General features: G+C 60.9%; 22 protein-coding genes and 1 pseudogene. 13 read left to right on the top strand and 10 right to left on the bottom strand.

Going from position 1 to position 16,369, the window contains the following annotated elements:
• Positions 1–159: 159 nt before the first annotated feature.
• Positions 160–483, bottom strand: a pseudogene (locus tag A3A9_RS41225) (GNAT family N-acetyltransferase); the annotation flags it as partial.
• 69 nt (positions 484–552) lie between these two features.
• Positions 553–726, bottom strand: coding sequence for a hypothetical protein (locus A3A9_RS44840; RefSeq protein WP_161634510.1), 174 nt, complete (start codon positions 724–726; stop codon positions 553–555).
• Between the two features lie 962 nt (positions 727–1,688).
• Here A3A9_RS44840 and A3A9_RS0117100 point away from each other — a divergent pair.
• Both A3A9_RS0117100 and A3A9_RS0117095 read left to right on the top strand, forming a co-directional pair.
• Positions 1,689–2,378, top strand: coding sequence for a Crp/Fnr family transcriptional regulator (locus tag A3A9_RS0117100; RefSeq protein ID WP_051370998.1), 690 nt, complete (start codon positions 1,689–1,691; stop codon positions 2,376–2,378).
• A 100-nt stretch (positions 2,379–2,478) separates the two neighbouring features.
• On the top strand, positions 2,479–2,667 hold the full coding sequence (locus tag A3A9_RS0117095) for a hypothetical protein (RefSeq protein ID WP_027059866.1): 189 nt from the start codon (positions 2,479–2,481) through the stop codon (positions 2,665–2,667).
• 89 nt (positions 2,668–2,756) lie between these two features.
• Here the strand turns inward: A3A9_RS0117095 and A3A9_RS0117090 are convergent, their stop codons facing one another.
• Positions 2,757–3,050 carry a hypothetical protein gene (locus A3A9_RS0117090; protein ID WP_027059865.1) on the bottom strand — a complete coding sequence of 98 codons (294 nt, stop codon included), beginning with the start codon at positions 3,048–3,050 and terminating at the stop codon, positions 2,757–2,759.
• Between the two features lie 268 nt (positions 3,051–3,318).
• Here A3A9_RS0117090 and A3A9_RS0117085 point away from each other — a divergent pair, with 268 nt between their 5' ends.
• Positions 3,319–3,564 carry a hypothetical protein gene (locus A3A9_RS0117085; RefSeq protein ID WP_027059864.1) on the top strand — a complete coding sequence of 82 codons (246 nt, stop codon included), beginning with the start codon at positions 3,319–3,321 and terminating at the stop codon, positions 3,562–3,564.
• 5 nt (positions 3,565–3,569) lie between these two features.
• Here A3A9_RS0117085 and A3A9_RS39020 read toward each other — a convergent pair whose 3' ends face one another.
• Positions 3,570–3,953, bottom strand: coding sequence for a hypothetical protein (locus A3A9_RS39020; RefSeq protein WP_033838616.1), 384 nt, complete (start codon positions 3,951–3,953; stop codon positions 3,570–3,572).
• A gap of 264 nt (positions 3,954–4,217) precedes the next feature.
• Here A3A9_RS39020 and A3A9_RS0117075 point away from each other — a divergent pair, with 264 nt between their 5' ends.
• The 3 genes from A3A9_RS0117075 (at position 4,218) to A3A9_RS45215 (ending at position 5,567) form a co-directional block, all read left to right on the top strand.
• A complete protein-coding gene (locus tag A3A9_RS0117075; protein WP_027059863.1) occupies positions 4,218–4,817 on the top strand; it encodes an SOS response-associated peptidase in 600 nt (199 codons plus the stop codon).
• A gap of 133 nt (positions 4,818–4,950) precedes the next feature.
• Positions 4,951–5,235 (top strand): hypothetical protein, encoded by a 285-nt coding sequence (locus A3A9_RS0117070; RefSeq protein WP_152536121.1) that lies wholly within the window; start codon positions 4,951–4,953, stop codon positions 5,233–5,235.
• Positions 5,232–5,567 (top strand): hypothetical protein, encoded by a 336-nt coding sequence (locus A3A9_RS45215; protein ID WP_152536120.1) that lies wholly within the window; start codon positions 5,232–5,234, stop codon positions 5,565–5,567. The genes A3A9_RS0117070 and A3A9_RS45215 overlap by 4 nt, the downstream gene beginning before the upstream one ends.
• On the opposite strand, the gene A3A9_RS0117060 is transcribed toward A3A9_RS45215, so the two are convergent.
• The gene (locus A3A9_RS0117060) at positions 5,551–5,763 is read right to left on the bottom strand and encodes a hypothetical protein (protein ID WP_027059860.1); all 213 of its coding nucleotides are present in this window, start codon (positions 5,761–5,763) and stop codon (positions 5,551–5,553) included. The two genes, A3A9_RS45215 and A3A9_RS0117060, sit on opposite strands and share 17 nt — an antisense overlap.
• 118 nt (positions 5,764–5,881) lie before the next feature.
• Between A3A9_RS0117060 and A3A9_RS0117055 the strand changes: the two genes are divergently transcribed.
• The 3 genes from A3A9_RS0117055 (at position 5,882) to A3A9_RS0117040 (ending at position 7,904) form a co-directional block, all read left to right on the top strand.
• Entirely contained in the window at positions 5,882–6,226 is a 345-nt protein-coding gene (locus A3A9_RS0117055) for a low affinity iron permease family protein (protein WP_027059859.1), read from the top strand.
• A 366-nt stretch (positions 6,227–6,592) separates the two neighbouring features.
• A complete protein-coding gene (locus tag A3A9_RS0117045; protein ID WP_027059858.1) occupies positions 6,593–6,784 on the top strand; it encodes a hypothetical protein in 192 nt (63 codons plus the stop codon).
• Positions 6,785–7,154: 370 nt separating this feature from the next.
• Positions 7,155–7,904 carry a Crp/Fnr family transcriptional regulator gene (locus A3A9_RS0117040; RefSeq protein WP_027059857.1) on the top strand — a complete coding sequence of 250 codons (750 nt, stop codon included), beginning with the start codon at positions 7,155–7,157 and terminating at the stop codon, positions 7,902–7,904.
• Between the two features lie 21 nt (positions 7,905–7,925).
• On the opposite strand, the gene A3A9_RS0117035 is transcribed toward A3A9_RS0117040, so the two are convergent.
• Positions 7,926–8,279, bottom strand: coding sequence for a hypothetical protein (locus tag A3A9_RS0117035; protein ID WP_152536119.1), 354 nt, complete (start codon positions 8,277–8,279; stop codon positions 7,926–7,928).
• 400 nt (positions 8,280–8,679) lie between these two features.
• On the opposite strand from A3A9_RS0117035, the gene A3A9_RS0117030 reads away from it, so the two are divergent.
• Entirely contained in the window at positions 8,680–9,435 is a 756-nt protein-coding gene (locus tag A3A9_RS0117030) for a helix-turn-helix domain-containing protein (protein ID WP_027059855.1), read from the top strand.
• 6 nt (positions 9,436–9,441) lie between these two features.
• On the opposite strand, the gene A3A9_RS0117025 is transcribed toward A3A9_RS0117030, so the two are convergent.
• Entirely contained in the window at positions 9,442–9,867 is a 426-nt protein-coding gene (locus tag A3A9_RS0117025; protein WP_027059854.1) for a lipocalin-like domain-containing protein, read from the bottom strand.
• 147 nt (positions 9,868–10,014) lie between these two features.
• A complete protein-coding gene (locus A3A9_RS39015; RefSeq protein WP_245279054.1) occupies positions 10,015–10,452 on the bottom strand; it encodes a DUF2867 domain-containing protein in 438 nt (145 codons plus the stop codon).
• Between the two features lie 283 nt (positions 10,453–10,735).
• Between A3A9_RS39015 and A3A9_RS0117015 the strand changes: the two genes are divergently transcribed.
• From A3A9_RS0117015 to A3A9_RS0117000, 3 genes are all read left to right on the top strand, one after another.
• A complete protein-coding gene (locus tag A3A9_RS0117015) occupies positions 10,736–11,428 on the top strand; it encodes a GntR family transcriptional regulator (RefSeq protein ID WP_027059853.1) in 693 nt (230 codons plus the stop codon).
• Positions 11,429–11,767: 339 nt separating this feature from the next.
• Entirely contained in the window at positions 11,768–12,043 is a 276-nt protein-coding gene (locus A3A9_RS0117010) for a hypothetical protein (RefSeq protein ID WP_027059852.1), read from the top strand.
• Between the two features lie 746 nt (positions 12,044–12,789).
• Positions 12,790–14,763, top strand: coding sequence for an acyltransferase family protein (locus tag A3A9_RS0117000; RefSeq protein ID WP_027059851.1), 1,974 nt, complete (start codon positions 12,790–12,792; stop codon positions 14,761–14,763).
• A 139-nt stretch (positions 14,764–14,902) separates the two neighbouring features.
• Here A3A9_RS0117000 and A3A9_RS0116995 read toward each other — a convergent pair whose 3' ends face one another.
• Both A3A9_RS0116995 and A3A9_RS0116990 read right to left on the bottom strand, forming a co-directional pair.
• The gene (locus A3A9_RS0116995; protein ID WP_027059850.1) at positions 14,903–15,517 is read right to left on the bottom strand and encodes a hypothetical protein; all 615 of its coding nucleotides are present in this window, start codon (positions 15,515–15,517) and stop codon (positions 14,903–14,905) included.
• A 94-nt stretch (positions 15,518–15,611) separates the two neighbouring features.
• A complete protein-coding gene (locus A3A9_RS0116990; protein WP_027059849.1) occupies positions 15,612–16,205 on the bottom strand; it encodes a DUF6456 domain-containing protein in 594 nt (197 codons plus the stop codon).
• Between the last annotated feature and the right edge of the window lie 164 nt (positions 16,206–16,369).

The raw sequence follows: 16,369 nt of genomic DNA, 5'->3' as shown, positions 1-16,369 counted from the left end.
CTCACGGCACTGCCGGCGCGGCCAGGTCCAGCCGCATCTCCTCGGCGATCGTGAAGCCGGCGGCGAGATAGACGCCCTCACCGGCATCCGATGCGTGAAGCATGCTTTCGTGCAGCCGATCGACCTGAGATAGGCGATCCCGGCCTGCACCAGAGCAAGCGCTATCCCGTTTCGCCGCGCGGCAGGGTCGACATAGACGCTCCAGATATAGCCGTGCTTGCGAAATGACGGCACTGTGACATCCGGATAGGGAAGATGTTCGACCTGGCACGCCAGCGATCCCACGGCAACGCCGTCTGTCTCGGCAAGGAAGCTCGCCAGCTCGTAGTCCCTGCGCCCTGACAGGATGAAGTCGAGGGTGACGTCCTCGGCATCGCCCTTGATGTTGACCGGGTCGACGCCATAGCTTTCCCACAGCGCCCGATAGTGACGGATCAAGGTCGGGTCGTCGGCGGGTGTGCCCTTCCGAATGGTGTAGTTCATGGCTCCACAACGCGGGTGGCTTGTGGCCGTTCCAATGTCAGGAAGCGCCCTCCCTGGTGCGATTCAGGGCTACCCGGAAGCCTGCAGCCTGACCAATTGCTTCTCGGCTTCCTCGACCGCATTTGCCATCAGCCTGTCGAAGTCGATCATCGCTTCCAAATGGCCGTGGTCGTCGATTGATTTTCGCAGCATCCGCATTGCCAGGATCGCGTCCGCCAGCGCCTGTTCGATATTCACCACCATGGATGCAATCCTCCGCTTCGCGGATAAACCGTTCTGGAGGCGTGCGGTTCCTCGCCGGGCGTGTGGACCGCGCCTTACGCGTCCGAAGGGTCGCTCCGCGTAGTGTCCGGGCCGGTCCGGAAAATCCGTCTGAGAATGTCACGCGCGATCTCGGCCCGATGCCTGTCCTGGCCGCGCAGCTCAACCCCACCCAGCCTTGCGGGTGCGCCGCCCTTGTGGTCCCACACCATCCAGCTGCCGGAATCTTCCTTCACGCACTCGAATCTGTCCCCTGGCATCAGGCGGATCTGTCTCTCGGCATCAGCGTCTCCATTCGCAGGCCCCGCAACCGAGGCATTTCACCGATGGCGATGCCGGCTTGGCCGTGTCCCGTATCAGCCAGGGCGGCATTTGAGGTCCGCCGCGTCTCGAAAGCTAGCGAGTTGCCGGCGGCCGAACAATGAAGGCGGCCGTTGCGTACGGTTCCGGACAATTCGTGGCACTGGCTCTAACCTATTGTCGGAAGCGTACCGTCGCCCTGTCGCCGGCCATTGAACGGTCGCTGGTGTTTGAAAGCATGGGCGATCGGCCCTGCAATCACGGAACCATCCTGCGCCGAGACGGTTGATTGAGGTGGCGGCGGAGCATTGCGCTTCCCTCAAGCTGATGAGGCGGATCACTCCGCTATTTCGTCGCCACACCCCTCTCCGGCAGATTTGTAAGTAAGCAGCGTATCGCTGCGGGTCCGCTTGCGGTCTCCTTGGCTATGCCCGGAATGACTCGCTATCGAAATGTCGAAAGCATACACTTCTCCTGTCGCCAGCCACTGAACGGGCGCTGGCGCTTGAGAGTGTCGATCGTACTCCCGCCCCTGCGGGAGGTACGCGATGAATTACGAAATTCAAAAATCTGATGTCACCGGCCAGGCACTGGTTGGCGATGCCTCGTCTGCATCAACATTCAGAAATGAACTGTTGCGCAGGATGAGCGCGGATGATCTTGCACTGCTTGAGCCGAATTTGCACCCTGTGGCACTGCCGCTGAGAATGCTCCTTGTGATGCCCGACGTGCCGATTGAAGCCGTCTATTTCATCGAGCGCGGTATTGCGTCGGTGGTCGCGCGCACGTCCGGCGGCCAGGAGGCGGAGATCGGGTTCATCGGCTTTGAGGGAATGGCTGGATATCCGCTGGTGATGGCCGACGACCGCTCGCCGCAAGCCTGCTTCGTGCAGCTCGAAGGCGAGGCGATGCGCATCGACGCGGGCAGCTTTACTGAGGCTCTGACGAGCAGCCCCACCTTGCGGCTGTTCCTGCTGCGCTTTGTCAATTCCCTGCAAATCCAGACCGGGTGCACCGCACTCGTCAACGCGCGGCTGAGATTGACGGTCCGGTTGGCGCGGTGGTTGCTGATGTGCGACGACCGCGTCGTGGGCGTGCGATTTTCCATTACCCACGAATTCCTCGCCACGATGCTGGGCGTCAGGCGGCCAGGCGTCACCGTGGCCCTGCAGGAACTGGAAGGTCTTGCCCTGATCCAGTCGCGCCGGAGTGAGGTCGTCATCCTCGACCGGCCTGGACTGATTGCACTTGCCAGTGGCGGATATGGAATGCCGGAAGCTGAATATGCCAGGCTTTTTGGAGCGATCGGGTCGGACACTGAATTGATTGGCTAATGGATTATCTGAAGCGTATAATTCCCAGGTCGTCCGCCGTCTGCGGCACACGGACGCTTGGGAGCCAAATCAGGTGCTTTCGCCCTTCGGGAGGAAAGCCATGGCCGACGCGGACCAACCTATTCCGGATGGCGTCGAAGTCACCGAGACCATGGGCGAATGGCATGTTCGCGTCGTCATCAACGGCACCGTGCACTGGAGCACGTTTGATGTGGAATCCTACGCCCGGTCCTTTGCCGATAGCCAGCGCATGCGCGTAGGGGTGACCCGGTTCGCTTCGCGCACATAATGCACGTAGGCGACGCCGCCCTGATTGATTGTCGGTTTCGCACCAAGATTCGCCAAGGATGGTGTCGGAAACGGACAGTCTATTGCAGCTCAAGCAGCGCGGCCAAACTCGTGCTGGACGATGTCGAGCAGCAGGCCGTCATTGTCCAGGCCGACAGGCTCCTTCAGGCGCCAATCGCAGCCCGAGCGGTCGAACACGATCGGTGCCGAATAGAGCTGGGCGAAGCCAAGCACCAATCGTTCGGAGTCAGCGTACGAGAGGTCGCCGTGGCGACTGGCCAGTTGCGCCGCCAACACCGGAACATTGACGATCCCAAACTCGTAGATTGTTTTGACCAGCGTGTAATTCAGGTCGTCGCGCAGCTCGATCGGGTAGGTGTACATGGCAAACTCCTGTCCTGGGGACTGGGTTTTCCCTCCCTTTCACCATGCGCCGCCGTCTTCGTCAAAGCAAGACAAATCTCAACAAAACATTAATACAATCAATTAGTTAGTATGTTAAGCCAGTGTGGCAAGCTAAGCACTATGAGTACGCGGTGCAACAAATGTGTTTGACTGTCTTGGAACCAAATAGGCCATTGGCAGATTGTGAGGCACATAAGTCACTTACTCATTCGGCTCACCGGCTGGATTGCCGGAGAAGGAGGCCATGATGACCGACAATCTTGAACGCCCCGAACGGCTGCAGGTCATGCTGAACGAAGAGGAATTCGCCGCGCTCGACACATGGCGCTTCGACAAGCGCATGCCGAGCCGCGCGGCTGCCGTGCGTGAACTGCTGCGCCGCGGCCTGGCCGCCGAGGGCTTTCTGCACGCCAGCAGCGGCACCCGTTCAGCAGATTTCGGTCTCCTGAGCGGCGGAAAGGGCGCCGGCAAGACCAAGCCTTCGGATGCGTGAGAATCTCACGGCTTTCGCGCCGACGGCCGCGCGGTTGCGTCCGCCGGAGCTTCGAAGCTTAAAGCCTCGATCAGCATGTCGACAGGCGCGGCCAGGCCCCTCAACGTGGCATGGATGGCCAACGTCACAGCAGCAAGGTGATCTTCAGGTGTGACATTGTCGTTGGCCAGCTTGGCGGCTGATGGATTCTTCACTTGCGGATAAATCCAATCGATGAAGCTGGTATCGACGTGGAGACTGCCGGTGAGATCGCACAGCATCGCCGTGGCATGCTCGGCCCATTGCGCTTCCGGCAGCTGCAGCTCTGCGACCGACGCCTTGAAGGCGTTCTTCAAAATGTGGGAATCGTGAGCGGATACCGTGCCGCCCGGCTCGTGTTCGTCTTCCATCACGGATCTCCCGGCAGGGCGGCAGTACACGACACTCTCAAGCACCAGCGCCGTTTCGTGGGTGGTGACATCTGATTTCTAGGGCGATTGCGCGGGCGCACAACAACAAATGTGGTGTCGTTTTCGTACGGAGTCCCAGCCGCGGCTAAGGCTTTCCGTGGCGATATCAGTCAATCTGGTATCCTGGCATGGCGTTCTTCCTTGTCCGCTTCACCAAGTGACAAGGGTTTTGGAACTCGATCGCTGCAAATGGGATTGAGACACATGTGCAATGATTACGAACAATATGTAGCCTGGGCCGAATATTGCCGGATGATGGCGTCTCTGGCGCTTCGAATACCCAGCCATCAGACCGAACTCGACCTGCCCCAGGCTGGCGACATTCACATCAACGATCCACCGCCCATCATGCGCCGCGCCGCCGACGGCGACGCCATCGAACTGGCTTCAATGACATTCGGCTTTCCACCGGCCGGTCCCAAAGGCGGGCCTGTCTTCAACTTCCGATCCGAAGGCCGGCAATTCGTAAACAGCAAACGTTGTCTGGTGCCGGCATCCGGATTCTTCGAATTCACCGGCGCGAAATATCCGAAGGCGAAACATCGCTTTACGCTCAATGGCTCCTCGTTCCTGGCCATCGCCGGGCTTTGGCGTGAGGCGGCCGGCAACAAACCGCCCACTTTCACCATGCTGACGACCGAGCCCGGGCCTGACATCGCGCCCTATCACAACCGTCAGGTCGTGGTTCTCCAACCAGAGAATTGGGCAGCGTGGGTCGACCTGACCAAGCCCGAGAGCGAATTGTTGCGTCCCCTTCCAGCTGGCTCGCTTCTGGTGGAGACCGTACGCCCCGAAAACGCGTAACCGGCCCTGCCCTGTGGCTATCTTGCCCGCTTCGACCGAAATCAGGGGTGCATGGCTGACAGGCTCTTGACGGAAGAGGAATATTTTCCTCATTTCAGCCATGCCTGATCAACCAGAAAAATGGCCGAAGGGGATGCCGTGGACCCTGATGCATGCCCATGACGCAGGGCAGGTCGCGCGCATCCGTTGCGGCCATTGCAACATCAAGCGCTTCTACAAGCCCAAGGAGCTCCGGGAGGTCATCGGCAATGTGAGCATCGACGAGGTCAGGGCAAAAGTCCGCTGCGAAAAATGCGGACGCAAGGAATCGATGAACGCCGAACTGTTCCACCCCGTGGGGCAGGAACATGTAACCATCCGGTTCAGGCGTCTGGTCGAAATCCGGTGGGAAAAGCGGGTCATCTGGAGGGACGAATGAGCCATAAGCGGGCGCGCAAACAACAAATGTGGTGTCGTTTTCGTACTGAGGCCTGGCCGCCGGAACATTTTTCGCCGGCCTGCATTTTCAGTGCCACCGAAGCATATGAGGAGAATGCCGTGGCCCGACTGCCCCAGGACAAGGACCGGATTGAACGCGCCACCCGCGAGTCCCAGACGATCATTGACCTTGAACGTCAGGCGCGTGAAGCCAAGACCGCTCGGCTGCGCGAGCAGCGGCTGTCGGCGGAGGCGCCCGCCCCCGCCAAGGCCATCGCTAGACACAAGCCCATCGGCCGCAAAACGGCGCGAAAGACTAGCGACGCGCGGTGAGCGTGTGCTCCACGCTGTACTCGAAGATGCTGCCCTCGCTTTCGTCGACCACCCTGAACCAGTGGTTCTGCAAGGCGCGCATCGAAACGGTCTTGCCGGTGATTTTGCGCAACGCGTCGAGAGCGGTGGCGCCGCTGGCGACATGCGAAGCCGAAAGCGCATCTCCATCCATCTCGTCGATCTGGTATTTCGGCATGGCCTCCTTCTCCTCTGCAGAACTTCGCGAGGTTGCCTAAGTTGCTGGAACAAAACCCCTTTCACGAACTTGCAGGCATCATGGGCGCTTGGCGAATATCGGAAGGGTGGGCGGGAGCATGAACAAGATCCTTTTCGTCGCCGCTGATTTCCTGTCCCGTCCGCCGGGTTTCTACGTCATGATCATCGCCATGGTGGTGTGTACCGCCTTGGTGCCTTTCGGCCTGACAAATGCCGTCACCTACGCGCTGTCGGTCGCGGCCATCGTCATCACCGGGGTCGTCCTGATCCAGGGCTATCGCGACACCGCCGCCATCCACGCCAAGCTCGACGAGATAATCGTCGCTCTCGCCGACACCAGAAACGATGTCGTCGGGCTGGAACATGCCGACCCCAAGGAGATCAAGGCAAAGCTTGTCAAGCTCGAGGAAGAGGCGGCGCAAACCGGCATGGAGCAGGCGTAGCCGGCAAGCCTATTTGCGCACGATCCGCTCCACAATGTCCGGATCGATCTGGTCGAGCTCTGTCAATTCGCGCGCCAGCACCCGGGCGCGCATGCGCCATTCCCGTTCGGCAATGCGATTTTCCATAGTCTGAAGGCGCCGCGAAGGATTTCGCAGTCCAGAACTGTAACCCTTTTGCCTGAATGGTCTTGTGCCATTTCAGTCTCCGCGTCGATGGCGGGAGCACCTGAGTTGGCTACCAAGCGCCCGTTTGCCCTGAAAGGCGGACGACTTGGAAACTGTACGCTTTCGTACAGTAATAGCGAGTCAATTCGCGGTGGAACGTTACCCCCGCCTCAGGGTTGTAGCCGGAACGGAGGGCTAGCCGTGTCGGACCAACCCAGCGTTGTCGAGACCCTGCGCGTTGTCAGGGAACATCTGCGCCACGCGCGAAAAGCGGTCATCGATGCGCGTCATCTCGAGGCGACGATCGAGATCGATACGCTGATGCAGGTCGCACTGGTGGAGACGGATAGGCGGATTGCCATCCTCGAACGAGCCATTTTGTCAAAGAGATAGGCCCGCGAGCAATTCCAAATTGCACAATGACGCGCATCATCTGGCATGGTCCTGGACAGTTTGCAGGGCCAGCCGAACCCATGTTGCTTCATGATTAGCCGGCGGAATTTTCGGGGGTCGCCGAAACATGGCGCTGACATGAAATATGTCGGTTTTGTACCAATTGTGAATTGGTACGCTTCCAACACTAACCTTCAGGTCGATCTTCTCGTATGCGGGCGACAGTGGGGGACGCCGTGCATCGAATTCCAGACCGCATTCCTAGGTTTCTTCGTTCAAAGCCCCTATGTGAAGGCGATCGTCGGCACGTTGATACGGGCGCGGACGGCTGGGAGTTCGAATGGCTCTTGCCCTGCATTGGGGCCGCGCCATGACCAATCCCGACAAAAGATCTGATCCCGGCAGAAACCAGAACTATCGAAACCAGCTGTTGCTGCACATGAGCGCGGATGACCTCGCTTTGCTGGAGCCGCATATGCAGCGCTGCGAATTGCCTTTACGCATGATGCTGGTCATCCCCAATGTTCCTATCGAAGCCGTCTACTTCATCGAACAGGGCATTGGTTCGATCGTCGCCAGCACGCCGAGCGGCCACGAGGCGGAGGTCGGCTTCGTCGGCTTCGAAGGCATGACGGGCGCTCCCCTGGTGATGGGCGACGACCGCTCCGCCCATGCTTGTTACGTGCAGCTCGAAGGGCAAGCCATCCGCATCGATGCCGCGCCTTTCAACGCGGCCCTTACGGAGAGCCCGAGCTTGCGCCTGTTCCTGCTGCGCTTCGTCAACGCGCTTCAGACCCAGACCGGCTGCACCGCGCTCGTCAACGCCAGGCTGAAGCTGGAAGAACGGCTGGCACGCTGGCTGCTGATGTGCGACGATCGGGTGCCCGGCGAAAGCCTCGCCATCACGCACGAATTCCTGGCCATCATGCTTGGCGTGCGGCGGCCGGGCGTCACGGTCGCGCTGCAACTGCTGGAAGGCCGCGCGCTTATCCGCTCGCGCCGTGGCGAAATCGTCATTCGCGACCGCGCCGGGCTGCTGGAACTCGCCAATGGGGGTTACGGTGAACCCGAGGCTGAATATGCCAGGCTGATCGGCACGATCATGCCCGGCACTCGCTAACAGGATCAAGCGTCGGCTCTCTCACTCTGCGGCCCGGTATCCGGAGCCAAGCCGCCTCGGTGGCTTGCTATCCTCGTCGCCAACCTCCCGCACGACGAGCCGTACCGGCGGCGCATAGGCAGGCATGCTGATCTGATGCCAGAGTGCCTCGAACTCTTCGGATGTGCCGGGGTGTTCGAAGAAGGGCACGCGGCGCTCGAGCGGCGTGACGTCGAAGCGTTCTCCAGTCGCCGTGTCCTCGACGATGACATGCTTGTCGAGAATGCCGTCCTGGGACACCAGCCACCCCTGAATCATTCGGAAGCCTGGATTTTCGGCGACGACATCCCTGGCGTTCTGAAGGTCGTCGAGGTCGTCGGGAAGACCTGAGCGCAATTTGACATATCTGTAAGGGATCAAGGCCGCCGACCGGCTGCCAGCGCGAAGTCTGGCGAAAAGGCTCAAGGCAGCAACCCCGCACGCGCCGAGGCGATCGTGTTGCCGACAATTTTCAATCGGGCTTGTGTGTAGTCGACCAGGCCGGCAGTATCCAAACTACCCTCCATCAGACGATGTCGAGTGGCCGATAAGGTCGCTCTTGATGATGCATTTACGCCGATTTTTGGGGCTTGCATAGGAACACTGTACGAATACGTACAATAGGTACATTTCCAACCGTTCGATAGGTCAAAGGTCCAATTCGAAAGCGGCCGCAGCATATGTTATTGGTATGATCAATATGATATAAGCCGTTACTAAAATAACTGGTCCGTACGTCAATCGCGGGGATGATGTCGTGCCAATTCGCCAGAATCTCGCCATCAATCTCAGGCGTCTGATCCGGGGGCATGCCTCGGTCAGTGCGGTGTGCCGGGCGCTTGGCATAAACCGTACCCAGTTCGAACGCTATCTGCAGGGTCAGGCTGTTCCCAACAAGGCCACTGCCCAGCTCATATGCGATTACTTCAAGATAGACGAGAACGAACTCTATCGCGAACCCGAGGTCGAAGGCCAGGCTGACGAATACGCATCGCTGCGCCAGAGGCTGTACGAGAACATGATGCGGCCGCCGAGCCCAGCCATCGCCGGCGGTACTTATTTCACCTATTTTTCGGTGCCCGGCCGTCCCGAACTTCTGATGCGCTCGGTCACTTTCGTGCGGCGCGAGGCGGAGCTGGTCACCTTTCGGCGGGTGACGCGGTGGGCTCCGGGCGACGGCCAGGGCGGAGCCCGCGTGCCGGGCAACCATTACGGCGTGGTGATCTCGCGCCTGAACTGGATCTACTTCAATGGCGTCAACAGCCGCCAGACCAGCGAGCCATCGATCCTGGCCCTGCAATGGGCTTCCATTTCCGAGCCCGTGCTGGTCGGCAAGGCCATTGTCCTGACCGGATCAGGCCCGGCCTTCGTCTCGGTGATCATGCGCCAGGAAGTCACCCGGATCGGCAAGAAACGAGCGATGGAAATGGCCCATATCGTCAGCCTCGATGACCCCGGCCTGGATCAACTTGTGGTCAGTCTGATCCGCGAGGGGGCTGCGAACTCAGCATAGGGAAAATCACTCGCGTCTGAAGCTGAGAATACCCCTTCCTATTGGATTTCCTGCTACCAACGGATTCGGCATCCAGGCCGTAAACACGTCGAGCGTGTCTCCATCAAGCTTGTAGAACCGTTCCTGCTCGCTGCCGTTCCAGGCTTCATTCCAGGATGCGTCAATCCTGACGATGAACCTGTCGCCATCTATCCGATACCGCCCGGTATAGGCCATCACGGTACGGAAAAGTGCCAGCAGTTTCTCATCTGTATTCCCCGGCTCCCGCGTCTGTGCGGTGACCAGCACCATCATTCGCCCATCAGAGCCGAAAATGAGGTACCCATTGGGGTCGGCGCCCCAAGGTTGACTGCGCTGCTTTGATTCCTGAAGCTCGGTATCGAAGGAAACCAGCCGCCAGCAACCGTGGAGCTTGGTGTCGCGCTCAGACAAATTCGCTCCTGTCCTCGTTTGCCCAGATGTACCCACCGTCGAAGGTAGGGCATGTTGCCATGCAGATGCAAAACACCATCGAATTCGCGGGATGCGCCACGGAGCGCTAAGGTCCGGCCACAGCCAGCCGATCCCATCGAAGCAAGCTTAAATCGTCATTGCTTTTGCCGCCTGTTCTAAACTCGCCCGCACAATCGCGCGATGAAACGGTGCTATCGTCGTGAGATAAATACGCCCCAGCCGGTTATGGCAATGCACCACGGTACCCACGACCAGCTCGCGCCCATTGGCCGCATCGGCGCGAAGTTGGATTGTGGCGCGGAAGTCGAGATGCCGGTCGTCCTCGCCCACGACCAACTCCGTCGCGCTCTTTGACAGCACCGGGAAAAAGCCGATAACCGGCCCATGCGCCGCTGCGGCAAGACCGATGGCGCGCGACGATTTGACGGCGACTGCCGCCATCACCACATCGCGGATACGAGTGAGCGCGCGAATCCATCCCGCCTGTCGCTCGAACGCGGCGCGTGCCAGCACCTCCAGATCATCGCTGGCGCCCGCCGGTAGCCGAATTGCAAAGGCGTCCAAAAGGTCCGCGCCCGCGTAAGCGGCGCAAGCAAGCTGTTGCTAGGCATAGGCACGGCGCGCGCTTTGGTCATGCGATTAGGTACCGTATCCCAGGGAAAGCGCATAGCGCTTTCCCAACCGGAATTGCGTCAGAAAGGAATTGAGAATTGCGTCAGACAAGGAATTGGGAATTGCGTCAGACAACGAAATAGAGCGGCTCGGCGTTTCCGTGAAGCGATGAACCGCTTTAGAGTGCTGCCCGGGGAAACAACAAGCGTTGTTCTGGGAACAACAAGGGTTCGCGATGCTCAACAGCTTCGACTATGGCGGCAAGGAAGCCGACACCGTGCACGCGCTGGAGGAGGACATCATCTTCGGCCGGCTGGCACCCGGCACGCGCCTGGTCGAGGATGTGCTGCTCGCCCGCTTCCCGGTCTCGCGCCACACCATCCGCCAGGCGCTCTACCAGCTGGAAAAACTCGGCATCGTCACGCGCGAGCGCAACAAGGGCGCCATGGTGCGCCGGCTCTCGCCCGAGGAGGTGCGGCAGATCTACGATGTGCGCGAAATGCTGCAGCGCCAGGCGGCGCTGATGATCCCCCTGCCGGTCAGCGACGCGCTGATCGCGGAATTGATCGAGATCCACGACATCTACAGCGGCCATGTCGACAAGGGCTATCTCAGAGGCATCCACGAGGCCAATGACCGCTTCCACCTGACTATGTTCTCGGCCTGCGGCAACGCCTATCTGGTGTCCTCGATCGAACACTACATGCGCCTCAGCCTGCCGGTGCGCGCCAATTCGCTGGCCGACCGGGAGAAGCTCGACGTCTCGCGCCAACACCACTCGATGATGATCGAGGCGCTGAAGCGCCGCGACAACTGGGTGCTGGCGCAGCTCTGCGTCGACCATCTGCAGCCAAGCAAGGTGTTTTATCTCCAGGAGATCGAGACGGTGGCGGGTGGCGCGGGTGGAATTGAAGAAGGCCAGAGGTAGCAGCGATGACACTCATTGTGGGAGGGATTGAAGGTTCGGCCGCCTGGATGTGCGCCGACGCGGCAATCTCTTCTGAGACCGCAGATGTGCGCACCAGGGCTTACCGACCAAAGGTTGAAGCCACCGGCAACGGCTGGCGCCCAGTGAAACTTTTCGCGCGGCGCACTCGTTGCTTTTGGCATCGCCTTCCCAAGGCGATCGCAGACCTCCGATCAATGCCCCGCCGGCCCTGTCGGTGGGGCCTTTTTTTGGCGACCGGCGCGGAACGATCCTGACTTGCGCCGCAAAGACCGATCGGCGATTGTCCTGCCATTGGGGACGTCGGTGGAGGCACGGGGCATGGAAGTGGTCAGGCGCAAGCGCGGCTTCTTCGGCTGGTTTTTCCTGCTCTTGTTCATCGGCTTCAACCTGCTGATGCTGTGGGCCGCCGATGCCGGCATGGGCGCGTCGGACAAGCTGCCGGGCCTGAGCACCAATGTGTTCAGCCTCGGCGTCGACCTGGGCGCCGCCATCGGCGTTGCCGCCTTTGTCGTGTGCTGGGTGGTGGGGTTCCTGCTGCTGGGCCTGCTGGCCTATCTGACGCGCGGCCGCAAGGTAGTCGAGCCGGCTCGATAGGCCGACGGCTTCTCGCAGGTTTGGGAGCGCCACCGCCAGATCGTCAGCGATAAAGCTGGTTGTCTTCAAGGAGCCGGCGATGGCATATGCGAAGAAGCCCTCGGGCCCCAAACCTCTATGAGGGTTTCGAGCTGACCGCGGCCGCGGTGATGCTGGAAAGCTGCTGGCGCTTGTCGAGCGTCGGCTTTTGGTACGTCTTCTTCATAAGAATCCCCATGCCCAAGGAAAGGTGGCGAGTGGAGCGAGCCGCCCAGCCCTTGTCAAGCCAGAGCTGAACGACGCCCGCGAAAATCGCGAAATGTTGATGGCATGGGCGGCATGGCCGCCAGCCATGCCGCTGTAACGTCCACCTGGCTATGGGCAGGTCGAAGGCGTGCAATCGGCGGCAGAGAGCTTTTCACGCCGAACCAGGGTCGGCCTTTCCCACGCTTTCTTCATGTCACATGCAGTTCGAGAGCGGGCATTCCGCCACGACGGTCGACAGTCTCTCACGCTTTACAAGCACCGGCTTCGTATAGGTTTTTTTCATTGGTTGATCCCCTGCCCAGTCCCTCAACCGGAAATAGGAATGCAGCGTCGCCATTTGTCAAGCGGTAGCTAAAATTCAAACCGGTCCTCACACTGTCATGGACGTAGATTTCGGCCATTTTTCTTTTTCCAGCCATGTTGCATTGCGAAAAGTTTGCTGCACTGCAATATTATCGGGCTAGGCCGACTTGCGAGGCCGGCTGAGTGAAGGAGCTTTCGTGGCGGCATTCCGGCCTGACATACAGGGGTTGCGCGCGCTGGCGGTCGGCGGGGTCGTTGCCTATCATTTCGGCCTCACGGCGCTGCCCGGCGGCTTTGCCGGCGTCGACATCTTCTTCGTCATTTCCGGCTGGCTGATATCAACGCATCTGATGCGCGAGATCACCGAAACCGGCAGGCTCGACCTCTGGCGCTTCTATGCCCGGCGCGCCCGGCGCCTTCTGCCGGCCGCCGTCTTCGTCATCCTGGCGACGCTTGGCACGGGCTATTTCATCCTCGCGCCGCAGGAGCAGGCGCTCTATTCGCACGGCGCCATGTATGCCTCGGCCTATGCCATCAATCTGTGGCTGCTGCGCTGGTCGTTCGACTATTTCGCCGCCGATGCGTTCAGCAACCCCTTTATCCACTTCTGGTCGCTGTCGGTGGAGGAGCAGTTTTATCTCGTCTGGCCGGCGCTGCTGCTGTTCGCCGCCTGGCTGCATCAGGGCCGGCGCATGGCGGTGATGGTGATCGGCGTCGCCGGCCTCGCCTCCTTCGTCACGTGCCTGTGGCTCACCAGCCTCTCGCCGGCCTGGGCCTTCTACTTCTCGCCGCTGCGCGCCTGGGAGTTCGCCGCCGGCGGCCTGGCGACGCTGGCGCCGACGACCCTGTGGCAACGCCGGCCCGGCCTGCGCGCGGTGCAGGGCTGGCTCGGCCTGGCGCTGATCGCGACGGCCTATCTCCGCTTGAGCGAAGACCTGCCCTTCCCCGGCTGGTACGCGCTGTTGCCGGTTATAGGCACGGTGCTGGTGCTGTTGAGCGGCGCCGGTGAAGAACACGACACGGAGACAGCCAGCCCGACCGGCTGGCGAGCCCTGGCGCCAGCTTCCGTTCTGTCGCTGCCGCCTCTGCAATGGATCGGCACGCTCTCCTATTCGCTCTATCTCTGGCACTGGCCTATCATCGTCTATGCCGGCATGCTGGTGCCGGATCTCACCATCCCGCAGCGCCTCGGCTGCGGCGCGCTGTCCCTGGTGCTGGCGTTCCTGACCTATCATTTGATCGAGAACCCGGCGCGGCGCGGTACCTGGCTGGCAGCGGGCAAATGGGCGCTGGCCCCCGCTTTGGCGCTGACCGGCGTGGGCGTGATGGCGGCCTATGCCAGCGCGCATTTCGCCACGCGCAATATCGACCCGGCCCAACGCGGCATCGAACAGGTCGCCCAACAGCCCTCCACCGCGCGCGCCACTGACGAAAACTGCCTGCTCGACTTCCACACGGTGACGCCCAAACCCTGCACATTCGGCAAGGCGGACGCCGCCCACACCATCGTGCTGTTTGGCGATTCGCACGCCGACCACTGGTCGACGCCGCTGGTCGAGGCGGCGAACCGCAACGACACCAAGGTGGTCACCTACCTCAAGTCCTCATGCCGCGCCTCGCGGCTGCCAACCTTCAGCGCGGTGCTGAAGCGCGACTACACCGAATGCGACGCTTGGCGCGAACAGGCGATCGCGGACATCATCCAGGCCAGGCCACGCCTGGTGGTGATCTCCGAATTCTCGATCGGCAACCTGACCCGCGACATGCCCGCCGCCGAGCGCGGAGAAGAGACCGCGCGCTGGCAGGAAGGCCTGCGCTCCACACTGCAGGCCTTCAGCCAGGCCGGCGTCGAGACGGCGGTGATCCGCGACACCCCGATCGGCGACAGCTTCGCCGATTCCTGCGTCGCCCGCGCGCTCTGGTGGCGCGAAGCCCCCTCGCGCTGCGACACACCGAGGGCGCAAGCCGCCAATGACAGCGCCGCCGCGCAAGAGCGCGCCGTGGTCCAAAGCGTGCCGGACACGCTCTACGTCGACCTCACCGACCACTTCTGCGGCCCGACGGAGTGCCACGTCTTCATCGAAGGCAAACTGGCATTTCGAGATAGGCACCATCTGACGACGGCCTTTGCGGAGACGCTGGAGGGGCCGTTGGAGAAGGCGCTGTTTTAGGTTCTTACACGCTAGCGTTTTCCGTGTGGCCCATAAGGCTTGCCAAGCCCGGCCGAATCCATGATTCCGCCAATCGCCTCAGACTTAGACGCAGCGGCACTTATCTAGTCAGGTCTACGTGTGGGTTTGCGGCGGCTGTTCAGACATTGTCATATTCCGTCGATGGCACCCTTGCTCTAAGAGCCAAACCAATCGTCATACGTTGCTGTCCGGGATTCAGGTGACGATATTCCTTGGCCACACCATACTTCTTGGCAACGGCGTAGAGCCGATCAAGGTCGAGGGTGCCGTCAACTCGATTGACCTGCGCGGCTATCCAGCGGTTGAAGGAACTGTCTGCCGTCTTTTCCAACCACGCCTTTCGTTGCTCGGGAGAAATCGCCATCGAACGATCGCGCTTCAAATCTTCGCTGGTGTAGCGCGTTGCGGTCGTGAACATGCTTTCACGAGTAATCCGAAGCCCCTGCCGATCGATAGTAAACCCCATCGCCCCCATGACCTGTCGCGCCATATGGCCGATCATCTGCTTTATGCGATCCTGAGCGACTTCGGGTCCGAAAATGCGCAAAAGTCCTGGCGCCAAAGGTTCGACAGCGGCGCGATCAAGATAGGTTGCAGTTTCCATGCGAACCAGGTTGTCGGATCGTTTCATGAACTTCCAGAGCTCTGCACCAAACTCGGTGTCGGCAAGGTCTTTGAAATTCTGCGCTTCATACTCAAGGCCGGCTAAGTCGGGTACGTCGTTCGTAGGCATGGTGCTTCTCCTTGATAGCTGTCAATAAGGAGATATGTAGCACTATTTTGCATTATTGCAACCTATCAATAATAACATATGTCAAAAATCTTTCTCACCGCCCCATCATCATCCCATAGTGCACCGCCAGCAGGTCCAGCCCGACCTTCAGCATCTTCGTTACCACATCCCTGCCCTCGCCCGTCTGCTCCGCCACACCTTTGACCGACTCCCCCGCGCAACAGACTTGTCGCACCACGGCCACCACATCCCAATGCCCGAGCGCCCTGGTGGCGGCGGCATACGCGCGGCCGGCGTCGAGCACGTTGTCGGCGATGCCGCCGCCGTGGCGGCCGCCGTCGATGCGCTCGCTCCAGCGCATCGGTTTGACGCTGGCCTGCTGGCTGCACTGAAAGTCCTCGCGGTAGCGCTGGCCGGCCTCGCGCTGCTGGCGCGACAGCGAGGTGATGCCGATGAGCGGATCGACCGTGCGCACCCGCACGATGCCGCCGGTGGAGGTGTAGCCGTCATTCGACACCTCGTAGACGCGCCGCGCTTCAGCCGTGCCGGCGGCGAGCCGCTTGCGGCCGAAGGCGTCGTCGTTCAGCGCGAAATCATGGCCGACCTCGCGGCGAATGCGCACCTGCTCGGCCTCGCCCTTCGGCAGTTTGGGGGCCTGCGGCTTGGCGGCTTTGGTTTTTTTGGGCATGGGGCGGCTCCTGGGGTTTGTGGGTGGTTGGTTGGAGAGGTCGGCGGGACAGCGCCCCCCTCTGCCCTGCCGGGCATCTCCCCCTCGAGGGGGGAGATCGAATGTTGCGACGGGTTTCGCCAATCGTCAGGGTTACTGAAAAGGCGCCGCCTGCGACGCTGCCA

This window comes from Mesorhizobium loti CJ3sym (assembly GCF_000472785.1).
Taxonomy (GTDB): domain Bacteria; phylum Pseudomonadota; class Alphaproteobacteria; order Rhizobiales; family Rhizobiaceae; genus Mesorhizobium; species Mesorhizobium loti_E.
This window is presented reverse-complemented; position numbering and strand designations above follow the sequence as displayed.

Excerpts from the sequence above, each read along its gene's own strand:
- A3A9_RS44840 (WP_161634510.1), bottom strand. The coding sequence starts at position 726 with ATGGTGGTGAATATCGAACAGGCGCTGGCGGACGCGATCCTGGCAATG.
- A3A9_RS0117055 (WP_027059859.1), top strand. The coding sequence starts at position 5,882 with ATGAACAAGATCCTTTTCGTCGCCGCTGATTTCCTGTCCCGTCCGCCG.
- A3A9_RS0117060 (WP_027059860.1), bottom strand. The coding sequence starts at position 5,763 with ATGCCGAAATACCAGATCGACGAGATGGATGGAGATGCGCTTTCGGCT.
- A3A9_RS0116995 (WP_027059850.1), bottom strand. The coding sequence starts at position 15,517 with ATGCCTACGAACGACGTACCCGACTTAGCCGGCCTTGAGTATGAAGCG.
- A3A9_RS0117010 (WP_027059852.1), top strand. The coding sequence starts at position 11,768 with ATGGAAGTGGTCAGGCGCAAGCGCGGCTTCTTCGGCTGGTTTTTCCTG.
- A3A9_RS0117085 (WP_027059864.1), top strand. The coding sequence starts at position 3,319 with ATGACCGACAATCTTGAACGCCCCGAACGGCTGCAGGTCATGCTGAAC.
- A3A9_RS45215 (WP_152536120.1), top strand. The coding sequence starts at position 5,232 with ATGAGCCATAAGCGGGCGCGCAAACAACAAATGTGGTGTCGTTTTCGT.
- A3A9_RS0117070 (WP_152536121.1), top strand. The coding sequence starts at position 4,951 with ATGCCGTGGACCCTGATGCATGCCCATGACGCAGGGCAGGTCGCGCGC.
- A3A9_RS0117100 (WP_051370998.1), top strand. The coding sequence starts at position 1,689 with ATGAGCGCGGATGATCTTGCACTGCTTGAGCCGAATTTGCACCCTGTG.
- A3A9_RS0117090 (WP_027059865.1), bottom strand. The coding sequence starts at position 3,050 with ATGTACACCTACCCGATCGAGCTGCGCGACGACCTGAATTACACGCTG.
- A3A9_RS0117075 (WP_027059863.1), top strand. The coding sequence starts at position 4,218 with ATGTGCAATGATTACGAACAATATGTAGCCTGGGCCGAATATTGCCGG.
- A3A9_RS0116990 (WP_027059849.1), bottom strand. The coding sequence starts at position 16,205 with ATGCCCAAAAAAACCAAAGCCGCCAAGCCGCAGGCCCCCAAACTGCCG.
- A3A9_RS0117015 (WP_027059853.1), top strand. The coding sequence starts at position 10,736 with ATGCTCAACAGCTTCGACTATGGCGGCAAGGAAGCCGACACCGTGCAC.
- A3A9_RS0117040 (WP_027059857.1), top strand. The coding sequence starts at position 7,155 with ATGACCAATCCCGACAAAAGATCTGATCCCGGCAGAAACCAGAACTAT.
- A3A9_RS0117095 (WP_027059866.1), top strand. The coding sequence starts at position 2,479 with ATGGCCGACGCGGACCAACCTATTCCGGATGGCGTCGAAGTCACCGAG.
- A3A9_RS39020 (WP_033838616.1), bottom strand. The coding sequence starts at position 3,953 with ATGGAAGACGAACACGAGCCGGGCGGCACGGTATCCGCTCACGATTCC.